20 protein-coding genes and 2 tRNA genes are annotated in these 19,214 nt (G+C 73.0%); 16 read left to right on the top strand and 6 right to left on the bottom strand.

The features are described from left to right. Positions 1-48 precede the first annotated feature (48 nt). From ACI3EY_RS10365 to ACI3EY_RS10350, 4 genes are read left to right on the top strand one after another with little or no spacing between them, the layout of a single operon-like run. Positions 49-1,797, top strand: a complete 1,749-nt coding sequence (locus ACI3EY_RS10365) for a DEAD/DEAH box helicase (protein WP_405040359.1) — start codon at positions 49-51, stop codon at positions 1,795-1,797. Positions 1,798-1,850: 53 nt separating this feature from the next. Further along, complete coding sequence (locus ACI3EY_RS10360; protein ID WP_405040358.1) at positions 1,851-3,185, top strand: cytochrome P450; 1,335 nt, start codon at positions 1,851-1,853, stop codon at positions 3,183-3,185. A gap of 9 nt (positions 3,186-3,194) precedes the next feature. After that, complete coding sequence (locus ACI3EY_RS10355; RefSeq protein WP_405040357.1) at positions 3,195-3,857, top strand: IclR family transcriptional regulator; 663 nt, start codon at positions 3,195-3,197, stop codon at positions 3,855-3,857. 40 nt (positions 3,858-3,897) lie between these two features. Beyond that, positions 3,898-4,404, top strand: coding sequence for a DUF6226 family protein (locus ACI3EY_RS10350; protein WP_405037427.1), 507 nt, complete (start codon positions 3,898-3,900; stop codon positions 4,402-4,404). Between the two features lie 52 nt (positions 4,405-4,456). On the opposite strand, the gene ACI3EY_RS10345 is transcribed toward ACI3EY_RS10350, so the two are convergent. Then, positions 4,457-4,930: an Lrp/AsnC family transcriptional regulator gene (locus ACI3EY_RS10345; RefSeq protein WP_405037428.1), complete on the bottom strand. Its 474-nt coding sequence runs from the start codon at positions 4,928-4,930 to the stop codon at positions 4,457-4,459. A gap of 107 nt (positions 4,931-5,037) precedes the next feature. Between ACI3EY_RS10345 and hppD the strand changes: the two genes are divergently transcribed. Beyond that, complete coding sequence (gene hppD, locus ACI3EY_RS10340; RefSeq protein WP_405037429.1) at positions 5,038-6,264, top strand: 4-hydroxyphenylpyruvate dioxygenase; 1,227 nt, start codon at positions 5,038-5,040, stop codon at positions 6,262-6,264. 126 nt (positions 6,265-6,390) lie between these two features. Then, entirely contained in the window at positions 6,391-7,230 is an 840-nt protein-coding gene (locus ACI3EY_RS10335) for an RDD family protein (protein ID WP_405040356.1), read from the top strand. Positions 7,231-7,233: 3 nt separating this feature from the next. On the opposite strand, the gene fahA is transcribed toward ACI3EY_RS10335, so the two are convergent. Together fahA and ACI3EY_RS10325 are read right to left on the bottom strand one after the other, a co-directional pair. Further along, complete coding sequence (gene fahA / locus ACI3EY_RS10330) at positions 7,234-8,439, bottom strand: fumarylacetoacetase (protein ID WP_405040355.1); 1,206 nt, start codon at positions 8,437-8,439, stop codon at positions 7,234-7,236. Positions 8,440-8,472: 33 nt separating this feature from the next. Next, positions 8,473-9,396: a hypothetical protein gene (locus tag ACI3EY_RS10325; protein ID WP_405040354.1), complete on the bottom strand. Its 924-nt coding sequence runs from the start codon at positions 9,394-9,396 to the stop codon at positions 8,473-8,475. Between the two features lie 78 nt (positions 9,397-9,474). Here ACI3EY_RS10325 and ACI3EY_RS10320 point away from each other — a divergent pair, with 78 nt between their 5' ends. Both ACI3EY_RS10320 and ACI3EY_RS10315 read left to right on the top strand, forming a co-directional pair. Then, positions 9,475-10,788, top strand: a complete 1,314-nt coding sequence (locus ACI3EY_RS10320) for a homogentisate 1,2-dioxygenase (RefSeq protein WP_405040353.1) — start codon at positions 9,475-9,477, stop codon at positions 10,786-10,788. Between the two features lie 68 nt (positions 10,789-10,856). Beyond that, positions 10,857-11,438: an isochorismatase family protein gene (locus ACI3EY_RS10315; RefSeq protein WP_405037434.1), complete on the top strand. Its 582-nt coding sequence runs from the start codon at positions 10,857-10,859 to the stop codon at positions 11,436-11,438. On the opposite strand, the gene ACI3EY_RS10310 is transcribed toward ACI3EY_RS10315, so the two are convergent. Then, entirely contained in the window at positions 11,417-12,718 is a 1,302-nt protein-coding gene (locus ACI3EY_RS10310) for a nicotinate phosphoribosyltransferase (RefSeq protein WP_405040352.1), read from the bottom strand. The genes ACI3EY_RS10315 and ACI3EY_RS10310 overlap by 22 nt on opposite strands. Before the next feature lie 23 nt (positions 12,719-12,741). Between ACI3EY_RS10310 and clpS the strand changes: the two genes are divergently transcribed. The 6 genes from clpS to ACI3EY_RS10280 all read left to right on the top strand — a co-directional run bounded on the left by clpS (position 12,742) and on the right by ACI3EY_RS10280 (position 16,432). Then, positions 12,742-13,074 (top strand): ATP-dependent Clp protease adapter ClpS, encoded by a 333-nt coding sequence (gene clpS, locus ACI3EY_RS10305; protein WP_405040351.1) that lies wholly within the window; start codon positions 12,742-12,744, stop codon positions 13,072-13,074. 3 nt (positions 13,075-13,077) lie between these two features. Continuing rightward, positions 13,078-13,659, top strand: coding sequence for a DUF2017 family protein (locus ACI3EY_RS10300; protein ID WP_405037437.1), 582 nt, complete (start codon positions 13,078-13,080; stop codon positions 13,657-13,659). Between the two features lie 13 nt (positions 13,660-13,672). Beyond that, positions 13,673-15,232, top strand: a complete 1,560-nt coding sequence (gene gltX / locus ACI3EY_RS10295) for a glutamate--tRNA ligase (protein WP_405040350.1) — start codon at positions 13,673-13,675, stop codon at positions 15,230-15,232. Between the two features lie 91 nt (positions 15,233-15,323). Next, positions 15,324-15,395: transfer RNA gene (locus ACI3EY_RS10290), tRNA-Gln, on the top strand. 83 nt (positions 15,396-15,478) lie between these two features. Next, a tRNA-Glu gene (locus tag ACI3EY_RS10285) sits at positions 15,479-15,551 on the top strand. Positions 15,552-15,679: 128 nt separating this feature from the next. Next, positions 15,680-16,432, top strand: coding sequence for an HU family DNA-binding protein (locus ACI3EY_RS10280; protein WP_405040349.1), 753 nt, complete (start codon positions 15,680-15,682; stop codon positions 16,430-16,432). Positions 16,433-16,468: 36 nt separating this feature from the next. Here the strand turns inward: ACI3EY_RS10280 and ACI3EY_RS10275 are convergent, their stop codons facing one another. Further along, positions 16,469-16,699: a hypothetical protein gene (locus ACI3EY_RS10275; RefSeq protein ID WP_405040348.1), complete on the bottom strand. Its 231-nt coding sequence runs from the start codon at positions 16,697-16,699 to the stop codon at positions 16,469-16,471. 36 nt (positions 16,700-16,735) lie between these two features. Then, a complete protein-coding gene (gene cofC, locus ACI3EY_RS10270; RefSeq protein WP_405040347.1) occupies positions 16,736-17,392 on the bottom strand; it encodes a 2-phospho-L-lactate guanylyltransferase in 657 nt (218 codons plus the stop codon). Positions 17,393-17,429: 37 nt separating this feature from the next. On the opposite strand from cofC, the gene ACI3EY_RS10265 reads away from it, so the two are divergent. Together ACI3EY_RS10265 and ACI3EY_RS10260 are read left to right on the top strand one after the other, a co-directional pair. Continuing rightward, positions 17,430-18,173 carry a lysophospholipid acyltransferase family protein gene (locus tag ACI3EY_RS10265; RefSeq protein WP_405037442.1) on the top strand — a complete coding sequence of 248 codons (744 nt, stop codon included), beginning with the start codon at positions 17,430-17,432 and terminating at the stop codon, positions 18,171-18,173. Beyond that, on the top strand, positions 18,170-19,171 hold the full coding sequence (locus tag ACI3EY_RS10260; protein ID WP_405037443.1) for an NAD(P)H-dependent glycerol-3-phosphate dehydrogenase: 1,002 nt from the start codon (positions 18,170-18,172) through the stop codon (positions 19,169-19,171). The genes ACI3EY_RS10265 and ACI3EY_RS10260 overlap by 4 nt, the downstream gene beginning before the upstream one ends. Positions 19,172-19,214 lie beyond the last annotated feature (43 nt).

Below are 19,214 nucleotides of genomic sequence, written 5' to 3'. Positions count from 1 at the left end.
GCAGGCTCGGGTGAGTCGCCCCGCGGGAGCGCCTATCCTGGGCCGTCGATGTCCACCTCAGCTGCCTCCCACCTTCCTCCCGCCTATCCCGAGCGTGCCGCCTGGGGTACGGCGGGCAAGCTGCGTGCCTGGCAGCACGCCGCGCTGGAGCAGTACCTCACCGAGCGGCCCCGGGACTTCCTGGCGGTCGCGACCCCGGGTGCCGGCAAGACGACCTTCGCGCTGCGGGTGGCCACCGAGCTGCTGGACCGCGGCGAGGTGGACCGGATCACCGTGGTCGCCCCCACCGAACACCTCAAGACCCAGTGGGCCGAGGCGGCGAGCAAGGTCGGCATCCGGATCGACCCGCGCTTCGCCAACGCCCAGGGCCGGCACAGCACCGACTTCGACGGGGTCGCGCTCACCTACGCCGGCGTCGCCAGCAAGCCGCTGCTGCACCGGGCCAGGACGCAGGCCGCCCGCACCCTGGTGATCCTGGACGAGGTGCACCACGGCGGGGACGCGCTCAGCTGGGGCGAGGCGGTCCGGGAGGCCTTCGAGCCGGCCACCCGACGTCTCGCGCTGACCGGGACGCCGTTCCGCTCGGACACCTCGGCCATCCCGTTCGTGCGCTACGAGATGGACTCTGCGGGCATTCTCCGCTCCTCCGCCGACTTCACCTACGGCTACGCCGAGGCGCTGCGCGACGGCGTGGTCCGTCCGGTGCTCTTCCTGTCCTACGGCGGCACCATGCGCTGGCGCACCAAGGTGGGGGACGAGCTGGAGGCGCGGCTCGGGGACCCGGTCACCCAGGACATGACCAAGCAGGCCTGGCGCACCGCCCTGGACCCGGCCGGTGACTGGGTGCCGGCGGTGCTGCGAGCCGCGGACAAGCGGCTCTCCGAGGTGCGCCGGCACGTCGAGGACGCCGGTGGCCTGGTCATCGCCACCGACCAGCGCTCGGCGCGCGCCTACGCCAAGGTGCTCCGTGAGATCACCGGGGAGGCGGCCACCCTCGTGCTCTCCGACGACGCCGGCGCCTCCGAGCGGATCGAGGAGTTCGCCGACGGCGACTCCCGCTGGATGGTGGCGGTGCGGATGGTCTCCGAGGGGGTGGACGTCCCCCGCCTGGCGGTGGGCGTCTACGCCACGTCCACCTCGACGCCGCTGTTCTTCGCCCAGGCCGTCGGTCGCTTCGTCCGGGTCCGTCGCCGCGGGGAGACGGCCTCGGTCTTCCTGCCGAACGTCCCGCTGCTGCTCACCCACGCGGGCACCATGGAGGTGGAGCGCGACCACGCGCTGAACCGGCCGGCCTCCGACGAGGACCAGCTGTGGTCGGAGGAGGACGGCCTGATGGCCGCCGCCAACGCTGACGAGGGGACCTCCGACGAGCTGGCCGGCAGCTTCGAGGCGATCGGCTCGGACGCCGAGTTCGACCACGTGCTCTTCGAAGCGGAGCAGTACGGCCTCGGCGGTATGCCCGGGTCCGAGGACGAGGACGAGTACCTCGGCCTCCCGGGCCTGCTGGAGCCGGACCAGGTCGCGAGCCTGCTGCGGGAACGCCAGAAGAAGCAGGTCGGTCGGGACGGCGGCGCCGCCCGCGCCCAGGCGGTGTCCGCCCACCGTGCGCTCGCCGAGCACCGCAAAGAGCTCAACAAGCTGGTCTCCGCCTACGCGCAGAAGAAGGGGCAGCCGCACGGGGTCGTGCACGCCGAGCTGCGACGGGCCTGCGGCGGTCCCGAGCTGGCCACCGCCACCTCCGACCAGGTCGGCACCCGGATCGAGACGATCCGGAAGTGGTTCGTCGGGCGTCGCTGAGCGGTGACGCCCCGCCGCGCCCGCACCACCTGGTGCCGGTATACCGTCGGCGGATGAGGCAGGGGCGACCGGGGAAGCGCTACACCCTCCCACCGGGTCCCCGCACCCCCGCGATGGTGCAGACGCTGCAGACCCTCGCCGGGCGCAAGGACGGTTTCCCGCGGCTGCGGGAACGGTACGGACCCACCTTCAGCGTGTGGACGTTGCCCGGGCCCCAGCGGATCGTGATGTTCAGCGACCCGGACGACATCAAGGAGATCTTCGCCGGCGACCCGGTGGTGCTCAGCGGTGCCCGCGGCAACGAGGTGCTGCGGGCCGCCATGGGGGACCGCTCGGTGATGCTCCAGGACGGCGAGGCGCACCGGCAGATCCGCCGCTACCTGATGCCCGCCTTCTCTCCCGGCGCCGTGCAGGGGTACCGGCCGATGGTGCAGCGGATCGCCGAGCAGGAGGTCGCCGGCTGGCGGTCCGGGCAGGAGGTGCCGACCCTCGACCGGATGGCCGCCGTCACCCTGGAGGTCATGATGCAGGTGGTGTTCGGGCTGACCGACGGCCCCCGTCTGGACCGGCTCCGGCCGCGGCTGCTGCGGCTGACCGACGTCGACCCGGTGGTGGCGCTGGGGTGGCTCTACCCACGGCTGCGTCTGCTCCCTCCCTGGCGTGGGCACGCCGCCAACCTGAGGGCGGTCGACACCCTGATCCACGAGGAGATCACCGAGCGGCGGCAGTCCCCGAGGAGCTCGCCGGACCTGCTCTCCCGGTTGCTGGAGGTCGCCCCCGAGGACGGCTCGAGCGGGTCGCTCCCACCGGCCGAGATCCGCGACCAGCTGGTGACGTTGCTGCTGGCCGGGTACGAGACCTCGGCGTCGGCCCTGTCCTGGACGCTGCACGAGCTGGCCCGGGACCCGGCCGCGCAGGCCGCTGCCCGGCGGGCCGCCGACGACGGGGACGAGGCATACCTCGAGGCCTGCCTGAAGGAGGGTATGCGACTGCACCCGATCATCGACTACGTCGCCCGCACCCTGACCGAGGACCAGGTGGTCGCCGGCTGGTCGCTGCCGGCGGGGGTGACGGTGGCTCCTGCGATCATGCTGACCCATCTGGACGAGGAGCTCTTCGGTGACGCCGGCCGCTTCCGGCCGGAGCGCTTCCTCGAGGGCTCAGCGCCGCCCCGTGGCTGGATCCCGTTCGGGGGAGGGGTGCGTCGGTGCGTCGGGGCCGCGTTCGCGCTGATGGAGGGGGTGGTGATGCTCTGCGAGGTGCTCTCCCGGTTCGAGCTGGTCGCCGCCGAGCCGTCCCCCACCCGGCTGCGCAACATCACCAACGAGCCGGGTGACGGCGCCCCGGTCCGTCTCGTCGGGCGCGCCGGAGCCCCCCACGGTCGCTAGCCTGCCCAGGTGGACGAGCGAACGCGGCCGGAGACGGCCCAGACCCTGGACCGTGGCCTGACGGTGCTGCAGCTGGTCTCGGCGTCGCCGTCCGGACTCACGATCAGCGCCCTGGCCGAGGCGCTCGGGGTGAGCAGGGCGGTGGTCTACCGGCTGGTGGCTACCCTGCAGGCGCGGGACTTCGTCACCCGCGGCGTAGATGCCCGGGTGCGCCTCGGTCTCGGCGTGACCCGGCTGCAGCTGGCGGTCCGTCCGGTCCTCGCGGCCGCGGCCGGGCCGGTGCTGCGGGCGCTCGCCGACCGGATCGGTGCCACCGCGCACCTCAGCATCGCCGAGGGGGAGCAGGCGCTGGCGCTGGTGGTGGTAGAGCCCACCTGGACGGACCTGCACGTCTCCTACCGGGTCGGCAGCCGGCACCCGTTGACCCGTGGCGCCGCGGGCCGGGCGATCCTGGAGGCCGGGCAGGGCGCGCCCGGCCCGGTGCTGACCAGCGGGGAGCTGCAGCAGGGGGCGCACGGTCTCGCGGCCCCGGTCCCCGGGGTGCCCGGCCTGGAGGCGTCGGTGGGGGTGGTGGCCACCTCCCCGCTGGACGCCCCGGGCGTGGGAGAGGCCGTGATGGCCGCCGCCGCCGAGGTGGCCGCGAACCTCACCTCGGCGCGACGTCCCGGCTAGGGGGTATGCCGCGACGGGGCGCGCGACATACCGTGCGGGCATGGTGAGCCTGGACGAGGTGCAGCAGGACGTGGAGCGGCAGTATGCCCTCCTGGACCCGCCCGTGTGGCCGCCGCCGCGCGGGTTCATGGAGTCTCCCCGGGATGAGGAGTACTCCCGCACCAGCGAGCCCGAGCGGTGGCGTGCCGTGCTGCTGCGGGGGCGCGCCTGGGCGGCGGCGCTCGCGGGCCTGCCCGGTGTCGAGCACGAGGTGCTGCCCGCAGGGCCCGAGCCTCGTCGAGGTGCGGGCCGGTACGACCGTGGTCACTCGTTCCGTTCGTCGCGTCCCGGGACCTCGGTGGTGCGGATCCTCGAGATCGACGGCGGTGATCCCGTGCTCTGGTCCGTCGGGGTCGGCGAGGACGCCACCCCGGCTCGGTGGACGCCGCACTGCGGCTGCGACGCCTGCGACGACGGCTCGGAGGTCGCCCTCATGGAGGTGGACAGGGATGTCCGTGCCGCGCTCGGCGAGCACCCGGGAGGCAGTGCCCGCCCCTGGTTCGACTGACCCGTTCGACGGCCCGGTCGGCCCGGCCCGGCCCGGCCCGGTTCACCGGGGCTCAGCTCAGCGCGCGCTCGACCAGCGGCCGGGTCCGGTGCGGGATGCGGGTGGAGAGCGCGATCAGGGTGGAGGAACGCTCCACGTGCTCGTGCATCACCACCAGGTCGATCACCCGCTGCAGGTCGGCGTTGTCGCGGGCCACGATCCGCACCATCAGGTCCCCGGAGCCGGTGATGGTGTGCGCCTCCAGCACCTCGGGGATGTCGTGCAGGTGCTCCAGGACCGGTCCGCCCCCGGTGCCCTGCCGGATCTCCAGGGTGGAGAAGGCGGTCACCGGGTAGCCCAGGCCGACCGGGTCCAGCTGCGGGGCGAAGCTGCGGATCACGCCTCGGGCCACCAGCTTGTCCAGCCGGCTCTGCACCGTGCCCCGGGCCACCCCCAGTCGACGGGAGGCACCGAGCACCCCGACCTGGGGGTCCTCCTCGAGCAGGGCCAGCAGGCGGGCGTCGAGATCGTCGATCGGATGCGGCATACGCACAGTGTGCAGCATCCTGGGTCGATGGCAGAGCAATATGCACAGACTGTGCACCGCCAGACGTCGGGGTTGCGTCCCGACGGGGCCCGCGCCACGCTCCACCCATGACTACGGTGTCCGACCCCAACCAACTGACCGACCAGGAGCGCGAGGCCGACCTCGAGCTGGACCAGCTCAAGCAGCTCGTCGGTCTGGTCCCCTACGACGAGAGCACGGACGTCTTCCCGGTGACCGGCTGGGACGCCATCCACTTCGTCGTGGGCAACGCCACCCAGACGACGCACTTCTACCAGTCCGCCTTCGGGATGGAGCTGGTCGGCTACTCCGGCCCGGAGACCGGCAACCGCGACCACAAGGCGTTCGTCCTGAAGTCCGGCTCGATCCGCTTCGTGATCACCGGCGGAGTCGACCCCGAGAGCACCCTGCACGACCACGTGCGCCGGCACGGCGACGGCGTCGTCGACATCTCCCTCGAGGTCCCCGACGTCGACCGGTGCATCGAGCACGCACGGTCCGTCGGCGCCACCATCCTGCGCGAGCCCGAGAACCTCAGCGACGAGCACGGCACCGTGCGGGTGGCGGCCATCGCCACGTACGGCGAGACCCGGCACACCCTGGTCCAGCGCACCGTGGAGGGCCGGACCTACGACGGTCCCTACCTGCCCGGGTACGTGGAGCGGACCTCCGGCTACGCCAAGCGCGAGGGCGAGCCGAAGCGCCTCTTCCAGGCCCTCGACCACATCGTCGGCAACGTCGAGCTCGGCAAGATGGACGAGTGGGTGACCTTCTACAACAAGGTCATGGGCTTCACGAACATGGCCGAGTTCATCGGTGACGACATCGCCACCGACTACTCCGCGCTCATGTCCAAGGTCGTCGCCAACGGCAACCACCGGGTCAAGTTCCCGCTGAACGAGCCGGCGATCGCGAAGAAGAAGAGCCAGATCGACGAGTACCTGGAGTTCTACCGCGGACCCGGTGCCCAGCACCTCGCGGTGGCGACCGGGGACATCCTCTCCACCGTCGACCACATGCGTGCGAACGGTGTCGAGTTCCTGGAGACGCCGGACTCCTACTACGAGGACGCCGGCCTGCGCGAGCGGATCGGTGAGGTCCGGGTGCCCATCGAGGAGCTCAAGAAGCGCGGCATCCTCGTGGACCGGGACGAGGACGGCTACCTGCTGCAGATCTTCACCCGCCCGGTGCAGGACCGGCCCACCGTGTTCTTCGAGCTGATCGAGCGGCACGGGTCCCTCGGCTTCGGCAAGGGCAACTTCAAGGCCCTCTTCCAGGCGATCGAGCGCGAGCAGGAGCGTCGCGGCAACCTCTGACCGGGGCCGGACACGGACGGTGGGTGACGCACTGGGATGCGTCACCCACCGTTCGGCATACCGGCCCGCAGGTATGCCCGGCGCCGCTCGTCCTGACGCGGCGCCGTCGCGGCTAGGCTGAGCGGCATGAGTCAGCAAGCAGGGTGGTACGACGACCCCCAGGACGACGCGAACCTTCGGTACTGGGACGGCGTGCAGTGGACCAACCACACGGCCCCCAAGCAGAAGCCCAACCTGGACCGGGCCGGTCAGTGGCAGGCACCGGGGGAGCAGGGGTCCACCCAGGGGCACGGCCAGCAGCAGGGCGGCTACGGCCAGCAGGGGTACGGACAGCAGCAGGGCGGCTACGGCCAGCCCAACCCCTACGCCGGCCAGACCGGGCAGAGCCCTTACCAGGGCGAGTGGCAGGGGCAGATGACGCCGGGGGGCTACCAGCAGCAGAACGTACCCAGCACCCCGGACGGCCAACCGCTGGCCGGCTGGTGGCACCGGGTGGGGGCCCGGATCCTGGACGGTCTCCTGATCGGGATCGTCGGCGGGGCGTTGGCCACCTTCCTGGTGCCCGGGTTCTTCCAGGGCTACATGGACTGGGCGGCCACGATGGACGACCCGTTCGCCCCGCCGCCGGCCGAGCTGGTCGCGCTGCAGCTGCGCTGGACCCTGACCCTCGGCATCATCGGCATCCTCTACGAGGTGGTGATGGTGAGCCTGGCCGGGGGCACCGTCGGCAAGCTCATCACCGGGCTGCGGGTCCGCCTGCGGGACGAGCCCGGCAAGATCGGCTGGGGCCCTTCGGTGATGCGGGCGCTGGTCTACCAGGGGGTCGGCCTGATCGCCCAGCTCAACGCCGCGCTGAGCGTGCTCGGCCTGTTCAACCTCATCAACGTGCTGTGGCCGCTCTGGGACAGCAAGAAGCAGGCCATCCACGACAAGGTCGCCAAGACCAACGTCGTCAAGAACCGCTGACCCTCAGCCGGCCGGGGTGATGGTGCCGCTCACCTCGGCCAGCCCGATCACGCTGCCCCCCGGCCCGGGGGCGGTCGCGGTGATCGTCACCGTGTCCCCGTCCTCGAGGAAGGTGCGGCTGCGCCCGTCGTCCAGGCTGAGCGGCCGGCTGCCGTTCCAGGTCAGCTCCAGCAACGACCCGAGCTCGCCCGCACCGGCACCGGAGGTGGTGCCCGAGGCGAAGAGGTCACCGCTGGTGAGGGCGGCCCCGTTCACGGTCAGGTGCGCCAGCATCTGCGTCGGCGACCAGTACATCGTCGCGTAGGGCGGACGCGCCACCACGGTGTCCCGCAGCCGCACCTCCATCGTCAGGTCGAGCCCGAAGAGGGAGTCGCCCTGCCCCCTCAGGTAGTCCATCGGGACCGGGTCCTGCTCCGGCAGCGGCACCCGGGCGGCGCGCAGCGCCTCCATCGGGGTGACCCAGGCCGCCATCGAGCTGGCGAAGCTCTTGCCCAGGAACGGGCCGAGCGGGACGTACTCCCAGGCCTGGATGTCACGCGCCGACCAGTCGTTGAACAGCGCCACTCCGAAGAGGTGCCCCGCCGCCTCGTCCACACCCACCCGGGACCCGACCGGGGTGCCGCCACCCACCACGAACGCCAGCTCGGCCTCGATGTCGAGCTTGGTGCTCGGCCCGAAGGTGGGGGCGCTGTCCTGCGGGGCCTTGCGCTGCCCCGTCGGTCGGGTCACCGGGGTCCCGGAGACGACGACCGTGGAGGAGCGTCCGTGGTAGCCGATCGGCAGGTGCTTCCAGTTCGGCGTCAACGGGTCCCCGTCGGGGCGGAAGATCGAGCCGACGTTCGTGGCGTGCTGCTCGCTGGCGTAGAAGTCGACGTAGTCCTTGACGTCGACCGGCAGGTGCTCGGTGAGCCCGTCGAGCGGACGCAGGTGGGGCTCCACCTCGCCCCGCCGCGCAGGGTCGCGGAGCAGCTCCTGCAGGTGTGCCCGCAGCCCGCCCCAGGCGGACGGACCCAGCTCGAGCAGCGCGTTCAGGGTGGGCTCGCCCACCGCCTGCTCCCACGGGGTGCCGGCGGCGACGCCGGACAGGTCGAGCGCGTGCTCCCCGAGCCGGACCGCCAGCTGCGGTCGTCCACCCGGCTCGCTCACCGCGCCGTAGGGCAGGTGGTGCGGGCCGAAGGGGTGGTCGTCGGACAGGTCGAACGGGTGCATCGATCTCCTCGGGTAGGGCGGTCGGGTATCGGGTCAGGGCAGGCCGGGCGCGGTCAGCAGGCCGAGGTCGGCCAGGTCGCCGATCGGGTCCAGGACACCGCAGCACCCGAAGGAGCGGAAGAGCGTGCGGGCCACCGTCCCCTCCTGCGGGGTCCAGTCCCGCAGGGCACCCACCAGCGGCTCCGGGGTCCGGAGCTCCAGGATCCGCACCAGGGCGTCGAGGTCTTGGTCGGCACCGCGGCCCAGCTCACCGGCCGCCACCAGCACGTTGAGGCAGCCGTGCTCGGCGTCGTCCCCGGTGCCGTGCCGCACGGCCCGGTGCAGCCCACCGGTGAGCTTGACCGGCAGCCCCGCGCGGTATGCCCGGACCAGGAAACGGGCCAGCTCGCCGGGGGTGGGTGGGGGCGACCCGGCGGTGGCCTGGGTGCGGAGCTTGGCGAGCACGGGTGGGTGGTCCGGCGAACCGGCCTCGTCGGCCCGGCCACCACGCACGGCACGCTCGGCCAGCGCCTCGAAGGCCGACGCCGGGGCGTCCCGGGACAGCTCGACCGCGGTGCCCGCACCCAGCCGGTGCGCCAGGTCCAGGACCCGGTCCAGATCTGCGGGGGCGGGCTCGGCGAGCTCCACACCGACCAGCCGCAGGGCGGGGCAGCCGCGCAGCAGGTCCACGGCCTCGAGCAGCTCCTCGACCCTGGTCCCCGGCCGGGCCACCACGGCGAGCGCGGTGGGCTCCTCGGCCACCGCCGGTCCGTCCGCGCCGGTCAGCAGCTCCACCAGACCGGGCGCCATGGAGGTGCCGATGAGCAGCGGACCCAGCAGGCCGGCATACCTCCCGGCGCGCAGCGCCCGATGATCGCGCCAGGCCTGCGGGAGCGGGGAGCTGCCGGGCGGGAAGACCGCGGCGTCGTCGACCCACCCGGCGAGCAGCGCAGCATGTCCTCGCCCGCTCGTTGACATGCCGAGCACGCTACTGCATGGTGACAGCAGGAGTGACGGTGTCGTCCGATAGTCGGACGGCTGGACGGGAGGCGGACGATGGCGCACTACCAGCACCGGGGGGCGGTGCCCCCCAAGCGGCACACCCAGCACCGGGACCCCGAGGGCAACCTCTACTACGAGGAGCTGATGGGGGAGGAGGGCTTCTCCTCCGACTCCTCCCTGCTCTACCACCGCAACATCCCCTCTGCCATCGCCGACGCCCGGGTCTGGGACCTCGGCGACTTCGCCACCACCCCCAACCACCCGCTGGTGCCCCGCCACCTGACCCTGCACGACCTGTTCACCGACGAAGCGGCCGAGGGCGGGCTGCAGGCCGGCGTGGACGTGGTCACCGGACGCCGGCTGGTGCTGGGCAACGCCGACGTCCGGCTCTGCTACGTGGTCGCGGACACCCCGAGTCCCTACTACCGCAACGGTATCGGCGACGAGTGCGTCTACCTCGAGCGTGGCGGGGCGCGGGTGGAGACCGTCTTCGGGTCCTTCGTCGTCGGTGAGGGCGACTACATGATCATCCCCCGCGCCACCACGCACCGCTGGGTCCCGCTGGTCGAAGGCGACCCCGGGTACGTCGAGCCGCTGCGGGCCTACTGCATCGAGGCCAACAGCCACCTCGGTCCGCCCAAGCGCTACCTGTCGAGGTTCGGCCAGCTGCTGGAGCACGCGCCGTACTGCGAGCGCGACCTGCGCCTGCCCGAGGGGCCGCTGCTCGCCGAGCACGTGGGCGCCGACGCCGACCAGCCGACCGACGTCTACATCAAGCACCGCGGCACCGGTGAGCACGCGAGCGGCGGGATGGTCGGGACGATCCACACCTACCCCTTCCACCCCTTCGACGTCGTCGGCTGGGACGGCTGCCTCTACCCCTACGTGCTCAACATCGCCGACTTCGAGCCGATCACCGGCCGGGTCCACCAGCCGCCGCCGGTGCACCAGGTCTGGGAGGGCACGAACTTCGTCGTCTGCAACTTCGTACCCCGCAAGGTGGACTACCACCCGCTGTCGATCCCGGTGCCGTACTACCACTCCAACGTGGACTCCGACGAGATCATGTTCTACGTCGCCGGCGACTACGAGGCCCGCAAGGGCAGCGGCATCGGCCTCGGGTCGATCTCGGTGCACCCGGGCGGGCACGCGCACGGTCCCCAGCCCGGGGCCACCGAGGCCTCCATCGGGGTCGAGTACTTCGACGAGACCGCGGTCATGGTCGACACCTTCCGGCCGCTGGAGCTCGGCGAGGCCGGCGCCGCGGTGGACGACGGGGAGTATGCCCGGTCCTGGGTCCGCGGTCTGGCCGGCGGGCGACCCCGCCAGGACCCGCCCGGTCAGGACGAGGTCTTCAGCACCAGCTGAGCAGCGCCGCCGCCGACCCCGCGGGTGGACCCCGGCCACCACCCGTGCCGGTCTGGCACCATCGGGGTATGAGCCGAGCGCTGATCATCGTGGACGTCCAGCACGACTTCTGCGAGGGCGGCTCGCTGGCGGTCCCCGGCGGGGTCGAGGTCGCGACCCTGATCAGCGAGCACGTCGAACGGCACGCGCGCGACTACGCCGCGGTCGTCGCGACCGCGGACTGGCACATCGACCCGGGCGACCACTGGTCCGAGGACCCCGACTACCGCGACTCCTGGCCGGTGCACTGCAAGGTCGGCACCCAGGGGGCGGACTTCCGGCCCGAGCTGGCCGGTGCCCTTGAGCACGTCCAGGAGGTCTTCCGAAAAGGGGAGCGGGAGGCCGCCTACAGCGGGTTCGAGGGCTGGGCGGAGGTGCACGGACGACGCACCGGCCTGGGGGAGTGGCTGACCGAACGGGGCGTCGCCGAGGTGGACGTGTGCGGCCTGGCCACCGACCACTGCGTGCGGGCCACCGTCCTGGACGCCCTGGCGGCCGGCCTGGGGACGACGGTGCTGACCTCGCTGTGCGCCGGGGTCGCCCCGGAGACCACCGAGCAGGCCCTGGAGGCCATGCAGGCGGCCGGCGCTCAGCTCCAGTCGTCCAGGTAGGTCGTCGGCAGGGCAGGGTCCCCCTGGGACAGCCGCCACGCCGAGGGTGGCAGTTCCGCCCGGGCCAGCGTGTGGTGCTCCCGGGCCGTGTGCACGTCGGTGGGGGCGACCACCTCGCCCGCCCGGACCAGCGGGACCATCAGCCCCCGGTCGTCCCCGTCGTTCTCCGGCGTCTCGTTGATCCCGACGATCTCCTCGGTGGCGACACCCTCGGGTGAGCGTCGACGCAGGGCGTACTTGCGACCGCCCACGCTCGCCTTGTCCTTGCTGGCCTTGGCCACCCCCTCCATCCCGCCGCCGTCGCCCTCCCGGCTGACCAGCTTGTAGACCATCCCCGCCGCGGGGTGCCCGGAGCCGGTGACGACCTTGGTGCCGACCCCGTAGGCGTCCACCGGGGCGGCCTGCAGGGCGGCGATGGCGTACTCGTCGAGGTCCGAGGTGACCACGATCCGGGTGTCCGTGGCCCCCAGCCGGTCCAGCTGTGCCCGGACCTCGAAGGCCTGGTTCACCAGGTCGCCGGAGTCCAGCCGGACGCCGCCCAGCGCCGTCCCGGCCAGCTCGACCGCCAGGTCCACCGCACCGGTGACGTCGTAGGTGTCCACCAGCAGGGTGGTGGCCGGCCCCAGGCTGGCGAGCTGGTGGGTGAACGACTCCCGCTCGTCGCCGTGCAGCAGCGTGTAGGAGTGCGCGGCCGTTCCCATCGTCGGGATGCCGTGCCGGCGACCCGCCTCCAGGTTCGAGGTGGAGGCGAAGCCGGCGAGGTAGGCGGCCCGGGCGGAGGCCACCGCCGCCTCCTCGTGGGTGCGGCGCGACCCCATCTCCACGCAGGGCCGGTCCTGCGCGACACCGCTCATCCGGGAGGCCGCGGAGGCCACCGCCGAGTCGTGGTTCAGGATCGACAGGAAGAGCGTCTCCAGCACCACCCCCTGCGCGAAGGTCGACTCGACCACCAGCAGCGGTGAACCGGGGAAGTAGACCTCGCCCTCGGCATACCCGGTGATGTCGCCGGTGAAGCGGTAGTCGGCCAGCCAGTCCAGGGTGCGCCGGTCCACCACCCGCTGCCGCGCCAGGAAGTCCAGCTCCTCCTCCCCGAAGCGGAAGTCGCGCAGCGCCTCGAGCGCCCGGCCGGTCCCGGCGACGACGCCGTACCGTCGCCCGTCGGGGAGCCGGCGGGCGAAGGCCTCGAAGACGCAGCGCCGGTCCGCGTGGCCGCTGGCCAGCGCCGCCTGGATCATCGTCAGCTCGTAGTGGTCGGTCAGCAGGGCCGTGCTCGGGTTCACGCCGATCACCCTATGGTGGTGGGGTGCCGACCGACACCTCCGCTCCGCCGTCCGCCGTCGCGGGACCGACCGGTGCGCCCCAGGAGGAGGGCGACGTCGCCGTCCTGGACCGCCCCGAGGCCGACACCCCCTGGGTGACGCTCGTCTGGAACGACCCGGTGAACCTGATGAGCTACGTGACCTGGGTGCTGCAGACCCACTTCGGCTACCCCCGGGCGAAGGCCGAGAGGATGATGATGGACGTGCACACCCGGGGTCGGGCCGTGGTCTCCACCGGCAGCCGGGAGAAGATGGAGGCCGACACCGAGGCCATGCACGGCTACGGCCTGTGGGCGACCTTCAGCAAGGACACCTGAGCCGTGGCGACGACCTTCCGCCGCAAGCGGGGCCGGCTGGTGGCCCGCTTCGACGCCGACGAGATCGCCGTGGTCGTGCACGTGCTGCGGCTGACCAGGGACTTCGTGGCCCCGGAGCGTCCCGACAGCGGTGACCCCTTCCTCGACCTGGTCGCCGGCCTCGGCGACGAGGTCGACCCCGAGGAGCCGAGCGACCCGGCGCTGGCCCGCCTCCTGCCGCCCGCGTCCCGGGACGACGAGGCCCAGGCGACCGAGTTCCGGCGGCTCACCGAGCACGGGCTGCGGCGGCGCAAGGCCGCCACCCTGGCCACCGCGATCGCGGCGCTGGAGGAGGCCGTGCCGCCCCGCCTGGAGCTGGACCTCGACCAGGCCAGGGCGCTCGCGATGGGCCTCACCGACGCCCGGCTCATCCTGGGGGAGCGGCTCGGGCTGCGCACCGACGAGGACTCCGTCCGGCTGCACGAGGAGCTGGAGGCGGCGCTCGCCGGGGAGAGCGAGATCGACCCCGCCACCGCGCAGAAGATGGCCTACTACGACTTCCTCTCCTGGGTGCAGGAGTCGGTGACGACGGCGCTGCTGTCCTAGGCTGACGTCCATCATGACGACGCACCCGACGCCAGCCCCTGCCTCCCCGACCGAGCACGACGAGGCCACCGGCGCCGACGTCCGGGTCCGCTTCTGCCCGAGCCCGACCGGCACCCCGCACGTCGGGCTGGCCCGGACCGCCCTCTTCAACTGGGCCTTCGCCCGGCACCACGGCGGCACCTTCGTCTTCCGGGTCGAGGACACCGACGCGACCCGGGACTCCCAGGACTCCATGGACCAGCTGCTCGAGGCCCTCGACTGGCTCGGGCTCGACTACGACGAGGGCCCGGGGGTGGGCGGCCCCTACGGCCCCTACCGGCAGAGCGAGCGCGCGGACCTGCACGCCGACGTCGCCCGGCGGCTGCTGGAGGCAGGCCTCGCCTACGAGTCCTTCAGCACCCCCGAGGAGGTCGAGGAGCGGCACCGGGCGGCCGGCCGTGACCCCAAGCTGGGCTACGACAACCACGACCGCCACCTCACCGACGACCAGAGGCAGGAGCTCCGGGCGCAGGGGCGAGAGCCGGTGCTGCGGCTCGCGATGCCCGAGGAGGACATCACCTTCCACGACCTGGTGCGCGGCGAGATCACCTTCCGGGCCGGGTCGGTGCCGGACTTCGTCATCGTGCGGGGCAACGGCCAGCCGCTCTACACGCTGGTCAACCCGGTCGACGACGCCCTGATGCGGATCACCCACGTGATCCGGGGGGAGGACCTGCTGTCCTCGACCCCGCGCCAGATCGCGCTCTACCGTGCGCTCATCGAGATCGGGGTCGCCGAGCGGGTGCCGACCTTCGCGCACCTGCCCCTGGTCCTCGGCGAGGGCAGCAAGAAGCTGTCCAAGCGGGACCCCCAGTCCGACCTCTTCCTGCACCGGGACCGCGGTTTCGTCCGGGAGGGCATGATCAACTACCTCGCGCTGCTGGGCTGGTCCATCGGCGCCGACCGCGACATCTTCGACCCGGAGGAGCTGGTCAGGGCCTTCGACGTCCGGGACGTCAACCCCAACCCAGCGCGGTGGGACCAGAAGAAGGCGGAGTCCATCAACGGCGACCACCTGCGCCGGCTGCCGCTGCCCGAGTTCACCACCCGGCTGCTGCCGACGCTGCGGGAGAGCGGGGTCCTGGGGGCCCAGGCCGGTATGGGCGACCTCGCGCGGCTGGAGGCGGTCGCCGACCTGATCCACACCCGGATCCAGGTGCTCTCCGAGGCGGTGCCGATGGTGTCCCCGTTCTACCTGGACGCCGCCGAGCTGCCCGTCGCCGAGGAGGCCCGCTCCCAGCTCAAGGAGGACGCCCCCGCCGTGCTGGACGCCGCGGTGGCGGCGCTGGAGCCGATCTCCGGCGCCCGCCCCGGGCCGCTGGGCGAGGGGGTCGAGTGGACTCACGAGCGGATCGAGCAGGCCCTGCGGGAGGCCCTCATCGACGGGATGGGTCTCAAGCCGCGGCTGGCCTTCGGCCCTCTGCGGACCGCCGTCTCCGGGCAGCGGGTCAGCCCGCCGCTCTTCGAGTCCATGGAGATCCTCGGCAAGGAGGAGACCCTCGACAGGCTGCGCCGTCTCCGCGCGGGGCTGTGACCCGGACGCGTCGGGATTTTGGCTCGGGCCTGCGGCACGGTAAGGTTGATCCTCGGTTCGCCGTCCTGGAAACAGGGCCGGTGACACCCCTTGGGGTATGGTGTAATTGGCAACACGGCTGATTCTGGTTCAGTTGTTCTAGGTTCGAGTCCTGGTACCCCAGCGCAGATCGAGGCGTTCAGCCTCGATTTCAGGAAGGCCCACCGATCAGGTAGGCTCTCCGCTCGGCGCACGCGCGTCGGACACGGCCCCGTTGTGTAGCGGCCTAGCACGCCGCCCTCTCAAGGCGGTAGCGCGGGTTCGAATCCCGTCGGGGCTACCCGTGTCGAACGGCCCTCATCGCGACAGCGGTGGGGGCCGTTCCTCTGTCCTTCCGTCCCGGCCCCGCCGGAGGCGTCCGACGCGTAGGTTGGGGGACGTCGTGCCGGACCGAGGAGGGTGTCACTGGTGAACAAGTCGGATCTGATCGAGGCCCTGGCGCCCCGACTCGGGGGCCGCGCCGCGGCCGCCGCCGCGGTGGAGGCCGTCGTCGACGTGGTGCTGCGGGAGGTGGCCGCCGGCGGGACGGTGGGCATCACCGGCTTCGGCACCTTCGAGCAGATCGAGCGGGCCCCCCGCACCGGTCGCAACCCCCGGACCGGTGAGGCGGTGCCGATCGCGGGCACCCCGAGCCCGCGCTTCCGCCCGGGCAGCTACTTCCGCGACGTGGTCTCCGACCCGGGCACGCTCCCGGCGGAGGGCCCTGCCGGGGTCCGGGTCGGCAGCACCGGACGGACCGCCCCCACGGCCTCGACGGCCGTCGCCGGCGCCGGGACCCCCACCAGTGTGCGCCGCACCTCCGCGGGCGCGGCACCGGGGCAGGAGGGCTCCCAGAAGCAGCGTCCGCGCGGTCAGGACCGGCCCCGGCCGGCGACCAGCGGCACACCGCAGACGGTGCGCAGGGAGCCGGCACCGGAGCCACCCGCCGCGCGGACCGACCTGCCGGACGGTGCCCACACGCCGCCCGCCGCCGGTCCCGGGACCTATCCCGGCGGCGAGGACATCACCGCCGGCATGATCACCGCGAAGAAGGCGCAGCTGGCGCGGGTCAAGGACGACGAGACCGCCGCCCGGAAGAAGGCGGACAAGAAGCACAAGAAGGACACCAAGAAGAAGGCCAAGAAGAAGGACGGCAAGAAGAACAAGGGCACGAAGGGCTGAGCCGCCCGCCGGCGATCCTGCCCCCTGGGCGTCAGGTCAGCGGATGACCTCACCAGGACCGATGCCGACGATCCACAGCCGGGCCAACCGCGCGTCGGCGGCCTCCGGGTCACCCTCCACGTCGATGCTGACCCGCTGCCCCAGACGCAGGTGGCGCAGCCCGCTGCCGTCGAACACCTCGGCGTCGAAGGGCACCAGGCGGCCGGTGTCGAGGAGCACCTGACCGCAGCGGCGGTCGAGGTCGAAGCTGTGCACGCTGGCCTGCATACCCCCACTGTAGGCACCCGCACCACCGGGCACCGGTCAGCCGGGTGGACCCGCCAGCACCCGGGCCGTGGCGGTCCCCACCCCGAGGGTGAGCGCGGCGGCGAGGTCGGCGGCCGTGTCCACGTCCCGCCGAAGCCGGGGCAGGGCCAGCTCCAGCACGGTGGCGTCCGCACCGTGCCGCGCGGCCGAACCGGGACCGAACCGGGGCTCGGGAGGGCCCACCGTCGAGGTGAGCAGCACCGTCCCGGTCCCGTCGGCGTCCGGGACCACCGCTCGCGGGTGCTCCGCGCACCGGGCCAGCGCATCCCGCAGGTCCTCCGGCCGCAGCGACGGCAGGTCTCCCAGCAGCACCGCCCATCCCGGGGTATGCCCGTCGTCGACCGGCAGCACCCGTGCCAGGCCGGTCCGGACCGCGGCGTCGAGACCGGCGCCGGGGTCGGCCACCACGGTGGCGCCCAGCGCGGTGGCGGCGCCGGCCGCGGCAGGGTCGGTGGTCACCACCAGCACGTCCCGCGGCGGGAGCGCGGCGCAGACCGCGGTGAGCGTGTCCTGGGCCACGGCCCGGGCGAGCGCCGGTCGGGAGAGCGGGTGGGTGGGCTGCAGCCGGGTCTTGGCCCGGTCCGCCTCCTTGACCGGGACCACCACCCGCCACCGGACGCCCGCGCGGTCAGGGGTCGCAGGCTCACCGGTCACCGGTGCATCCTCGCCACCGCGCGGCCCGGATGCAAGGATGACGGGCGTGAGACGCCAGCCCATCCGCCACGAGCTGCCCTGGTCCTACCGTGCCGTCATCGGCGCGGTCCGGCCGGTCCTGATGGGCATCACCCGCCGGGACTGGTCCGGCGGTGAGCACCTGCCTCCGCAGGGCGGTTTCATCGTCGCCAGCAACCACTACTCCGAGGCCGACCCGGTGATGCTCGCCCACTACCTCGTCGACCACGGCCACGCCCCCTTCTTCCTGGCGAAGTCGTCCCTCTTCGACGTCCCCGTCCTCGGCACCGCGCTGCGCAGCCTCGAGCAGGTGCCCGTCTACCGCACCACGTCCCGGGCGGGGGATGCCCTGGTCGCCGCCCGGGAGGCGTTGGCGGCGGGCAGGTGCATCGGGATCATGCCCGAGGGCACGTTGACCGGTGACCCCGAGCTGTGGCCGATGCGGGCCAAGCCCGGGGTCGGACGGTTGGCCCTGACCTCGCGGGCCCCCCTGGTGCCGGTCGCGCAGTGGGGGGCCCAGCACGTGCTGGGCCACTACGCGCGCCGCCCCGGGAACCTGCTGAAGCGGCCGGTGCAGCAGGTGTCCGCAGGCGCTCCCGTCGACCTGGACGACCTCTACGACCGGGCCGAGGAGCCGTCCGCGCACGTAGAGGCCACCCGACGGGTGATGGTGGCGATCACCGCCCAGCTCGCCGCGCTGCGGGGGCAGACACCGCCGGAGGAGCCCTTCGACCCGGGGCGTCGCCCGGAGGCCACCCCGTGAGGCGGGTGGTGATCTTCGGGGCCGGGAGCTGGGGCACCGCGTTCGCCCAGGTCCTGGCCGACGCGGGGGCCGACCAGGTCACCCTGTGGGCCCGTCGGGAGAGCGTCGCCGCAGGGATCCGGGAGCAGCACCGCAACCCCGACTACCTGCCCGAGGTGGAGCTGGCGCCCTCGGTGACCGCCACCTCGGACCCTGCCCGGGCGGCGGCGGACGCCGACCTGGTGGTGCTGGCCGTGCCCTCGCAGAGCCTGCGCGAGAACCTGGCGGACTGGGGGGCATACCTGCCCGCGGACGTGCCGGTGGTCTCGCTGATGAAGGGTATCGAGCTGGGCACCGGGCTGCGGATGAGCGAGGTGGTCGAGAGCAGCGGGGTCCACCGGGACCGCGTCGTCGTGGTCACCGGCCCCAACCTGAGCCGGGAGATCGCCGCCCGCCAGCCCGCCGCCGGGGTGGTGGCCGGGGCCGACCACGCCACCGCGGACCGGGTGGCGGAGGCGGTGATGACCTCCTACTTCCGGCCGTACACCCAGACGGACGTGGTCGGGGCCGAGCTCGGCGGTGCGGTCAAGAACGTCATCGCGCTGGCCGTCGGGATGGCCGAGGGTCTGGGCTACGGGGACAACACCAAGTCCACGCTCATCACCCGGGGGCTCGCCGAGACCGCCCGGCTGGGACAGGCGCTCGGCGCCGACCCGGCCACCCTGATGGGGCTGGCCGGCGTCGGCGACCTGATCGCCACCTGCATGTCGCCGCTGTCCCGCAACCACCGGGTCGGGGTGGCGATCGGGCAGGGCCGCAGCGTGCAGGAGGTGCTCGCCGTGCCGCACCAGACCGCGGAGGGCGTGAAGTCCTGCCGCAGCGTCGTCGAGCTCGGCCGGCGGCACGGGGTGGACATGCCCATCTGCCAGGGCGTGAGCGCCGTGGTCGCCGGTGAGGTGACCCCGGACCGGCTCACCGGGGAGCTGATGACCCGGGCCCGCAAGCACGAACGGCACTGACAGGCGCGTCCCGCCCGGGGGAGCGTGGGCCGGGCACTAGTCT

Origin of the sequence: Serinicoccus shuyuelongi (assembly GCF_045032955.1) — a bacterium.
Classification (GTDB): domain Bacteria; phylum Actinomycetota; class Actinomycetes; order Actinomycetales; family Dermatophilaceae; genus Ornithinicoccus.
Note: the sequence above shows the minus strand (reverse complement) of the source record. Positions and strands in the feature narration are given on the sequence as shown.

What these genes read in the sequence shown, in the direction of transcription:
- ACI3EY_RS10315 (WP_405037434.1), top strand. Translation starts at nt 10,857, where the DNA reads ATGAGCCGAGCGCTGATCATCGTGGACGTCCAGCACGACTTCTGCGAG.
- fahA (WP_405040355.1), bottom strand. Translation starts at nt 8,439, where the DNA reads ATGCACCCGTTCGACCTGTCCGACGACCACCCCTTCGGCCCGCACCAC.
- ACI3EY_RS10350 (WP_405037427.1), top strand. Translation starts at nt 3,898, where the DNA reads ATGGTGAGCCTGGACGAGGTGCAGCAGGACGTGGAGCGGCAGTATGCC.
- ACI3EY_RS10365 (WP_405040359.1), top strand. Translation starts at nt 49, where the DNA reads ATGTCCACCTCAGCTGCCTCCCACCTTCCTCCCGCCTATCCCGAGCGT.
- ACI3EY_RS10325 (WP_405040354.1), bottom strand. Translation starts at nt 9,396, where the DNA reads ATGTCAACGAGCGGGCGAGGACATGCTGCGCTGCTCGCCGGGTGGGTC.
- ACI3EY_RS10275 (WP_405040348.1), bottom strand. Translation starts at nt 16,699, where the DNA reads ATGCAGGCCAGCGTGCACAGCTTCGACCTCGACCGCCGCTGCGGTCAG.
- ACI3EY_RS10335 (WP_405040356.1), top strand. Translation starts at nt 6,391, where the DNA reads ATGAGTCAGCAAGCAGGGTGGTACGACGACCCCCAGGACGACGCGAAC.
- ACI3EY_RS10360 (WP_405040358.1), top strand. Translation starts at nt 1,851, where the DNA reads ATGAGGCAGGGGCGACCGGGGAAGCGCTACACCCTCCCACCGGGTCCC.
- gltX (WP_405040350.1), top strand. Translation starts at nt 13,673, where the DNA reads ATGACGACGCACCCGACGCCAGCCCCTGCCTCCCCGACCGAGCACGAC.
- hppD (WP_405037429.1), top strand. Translation starts at nt 5,038, where the DNA reads ATGACTACGGTGTCCGACCCCAACCAACTGACCGACCAGGAGCGCGAG.
- ACI3EY_RS10345 (WP_405037428.1), bottom strand. Translation starts at nt 4,930, where the DNA reads ATGCCGCATCCGATCGACGATCTCGACGCCCGCCTGCTGGCCCTGCTC.
- ACI3EY_RS10265 (WP_405037442.1), top strand. Translation starts at nt 17,430, where the DNA reads ATGACGGGCGTGAGACGCCAGCCCATCCGCCACGAGCTGCCCTGGTCC.
- ACI3EY_RS10320 (WP_405040353.1), top strand. Translation starts at nt 9,475, where the DNA reads ATGGCGCACTACCAGCACCGGGGGGCGGTGCCCCCCAAGCGGCACACC.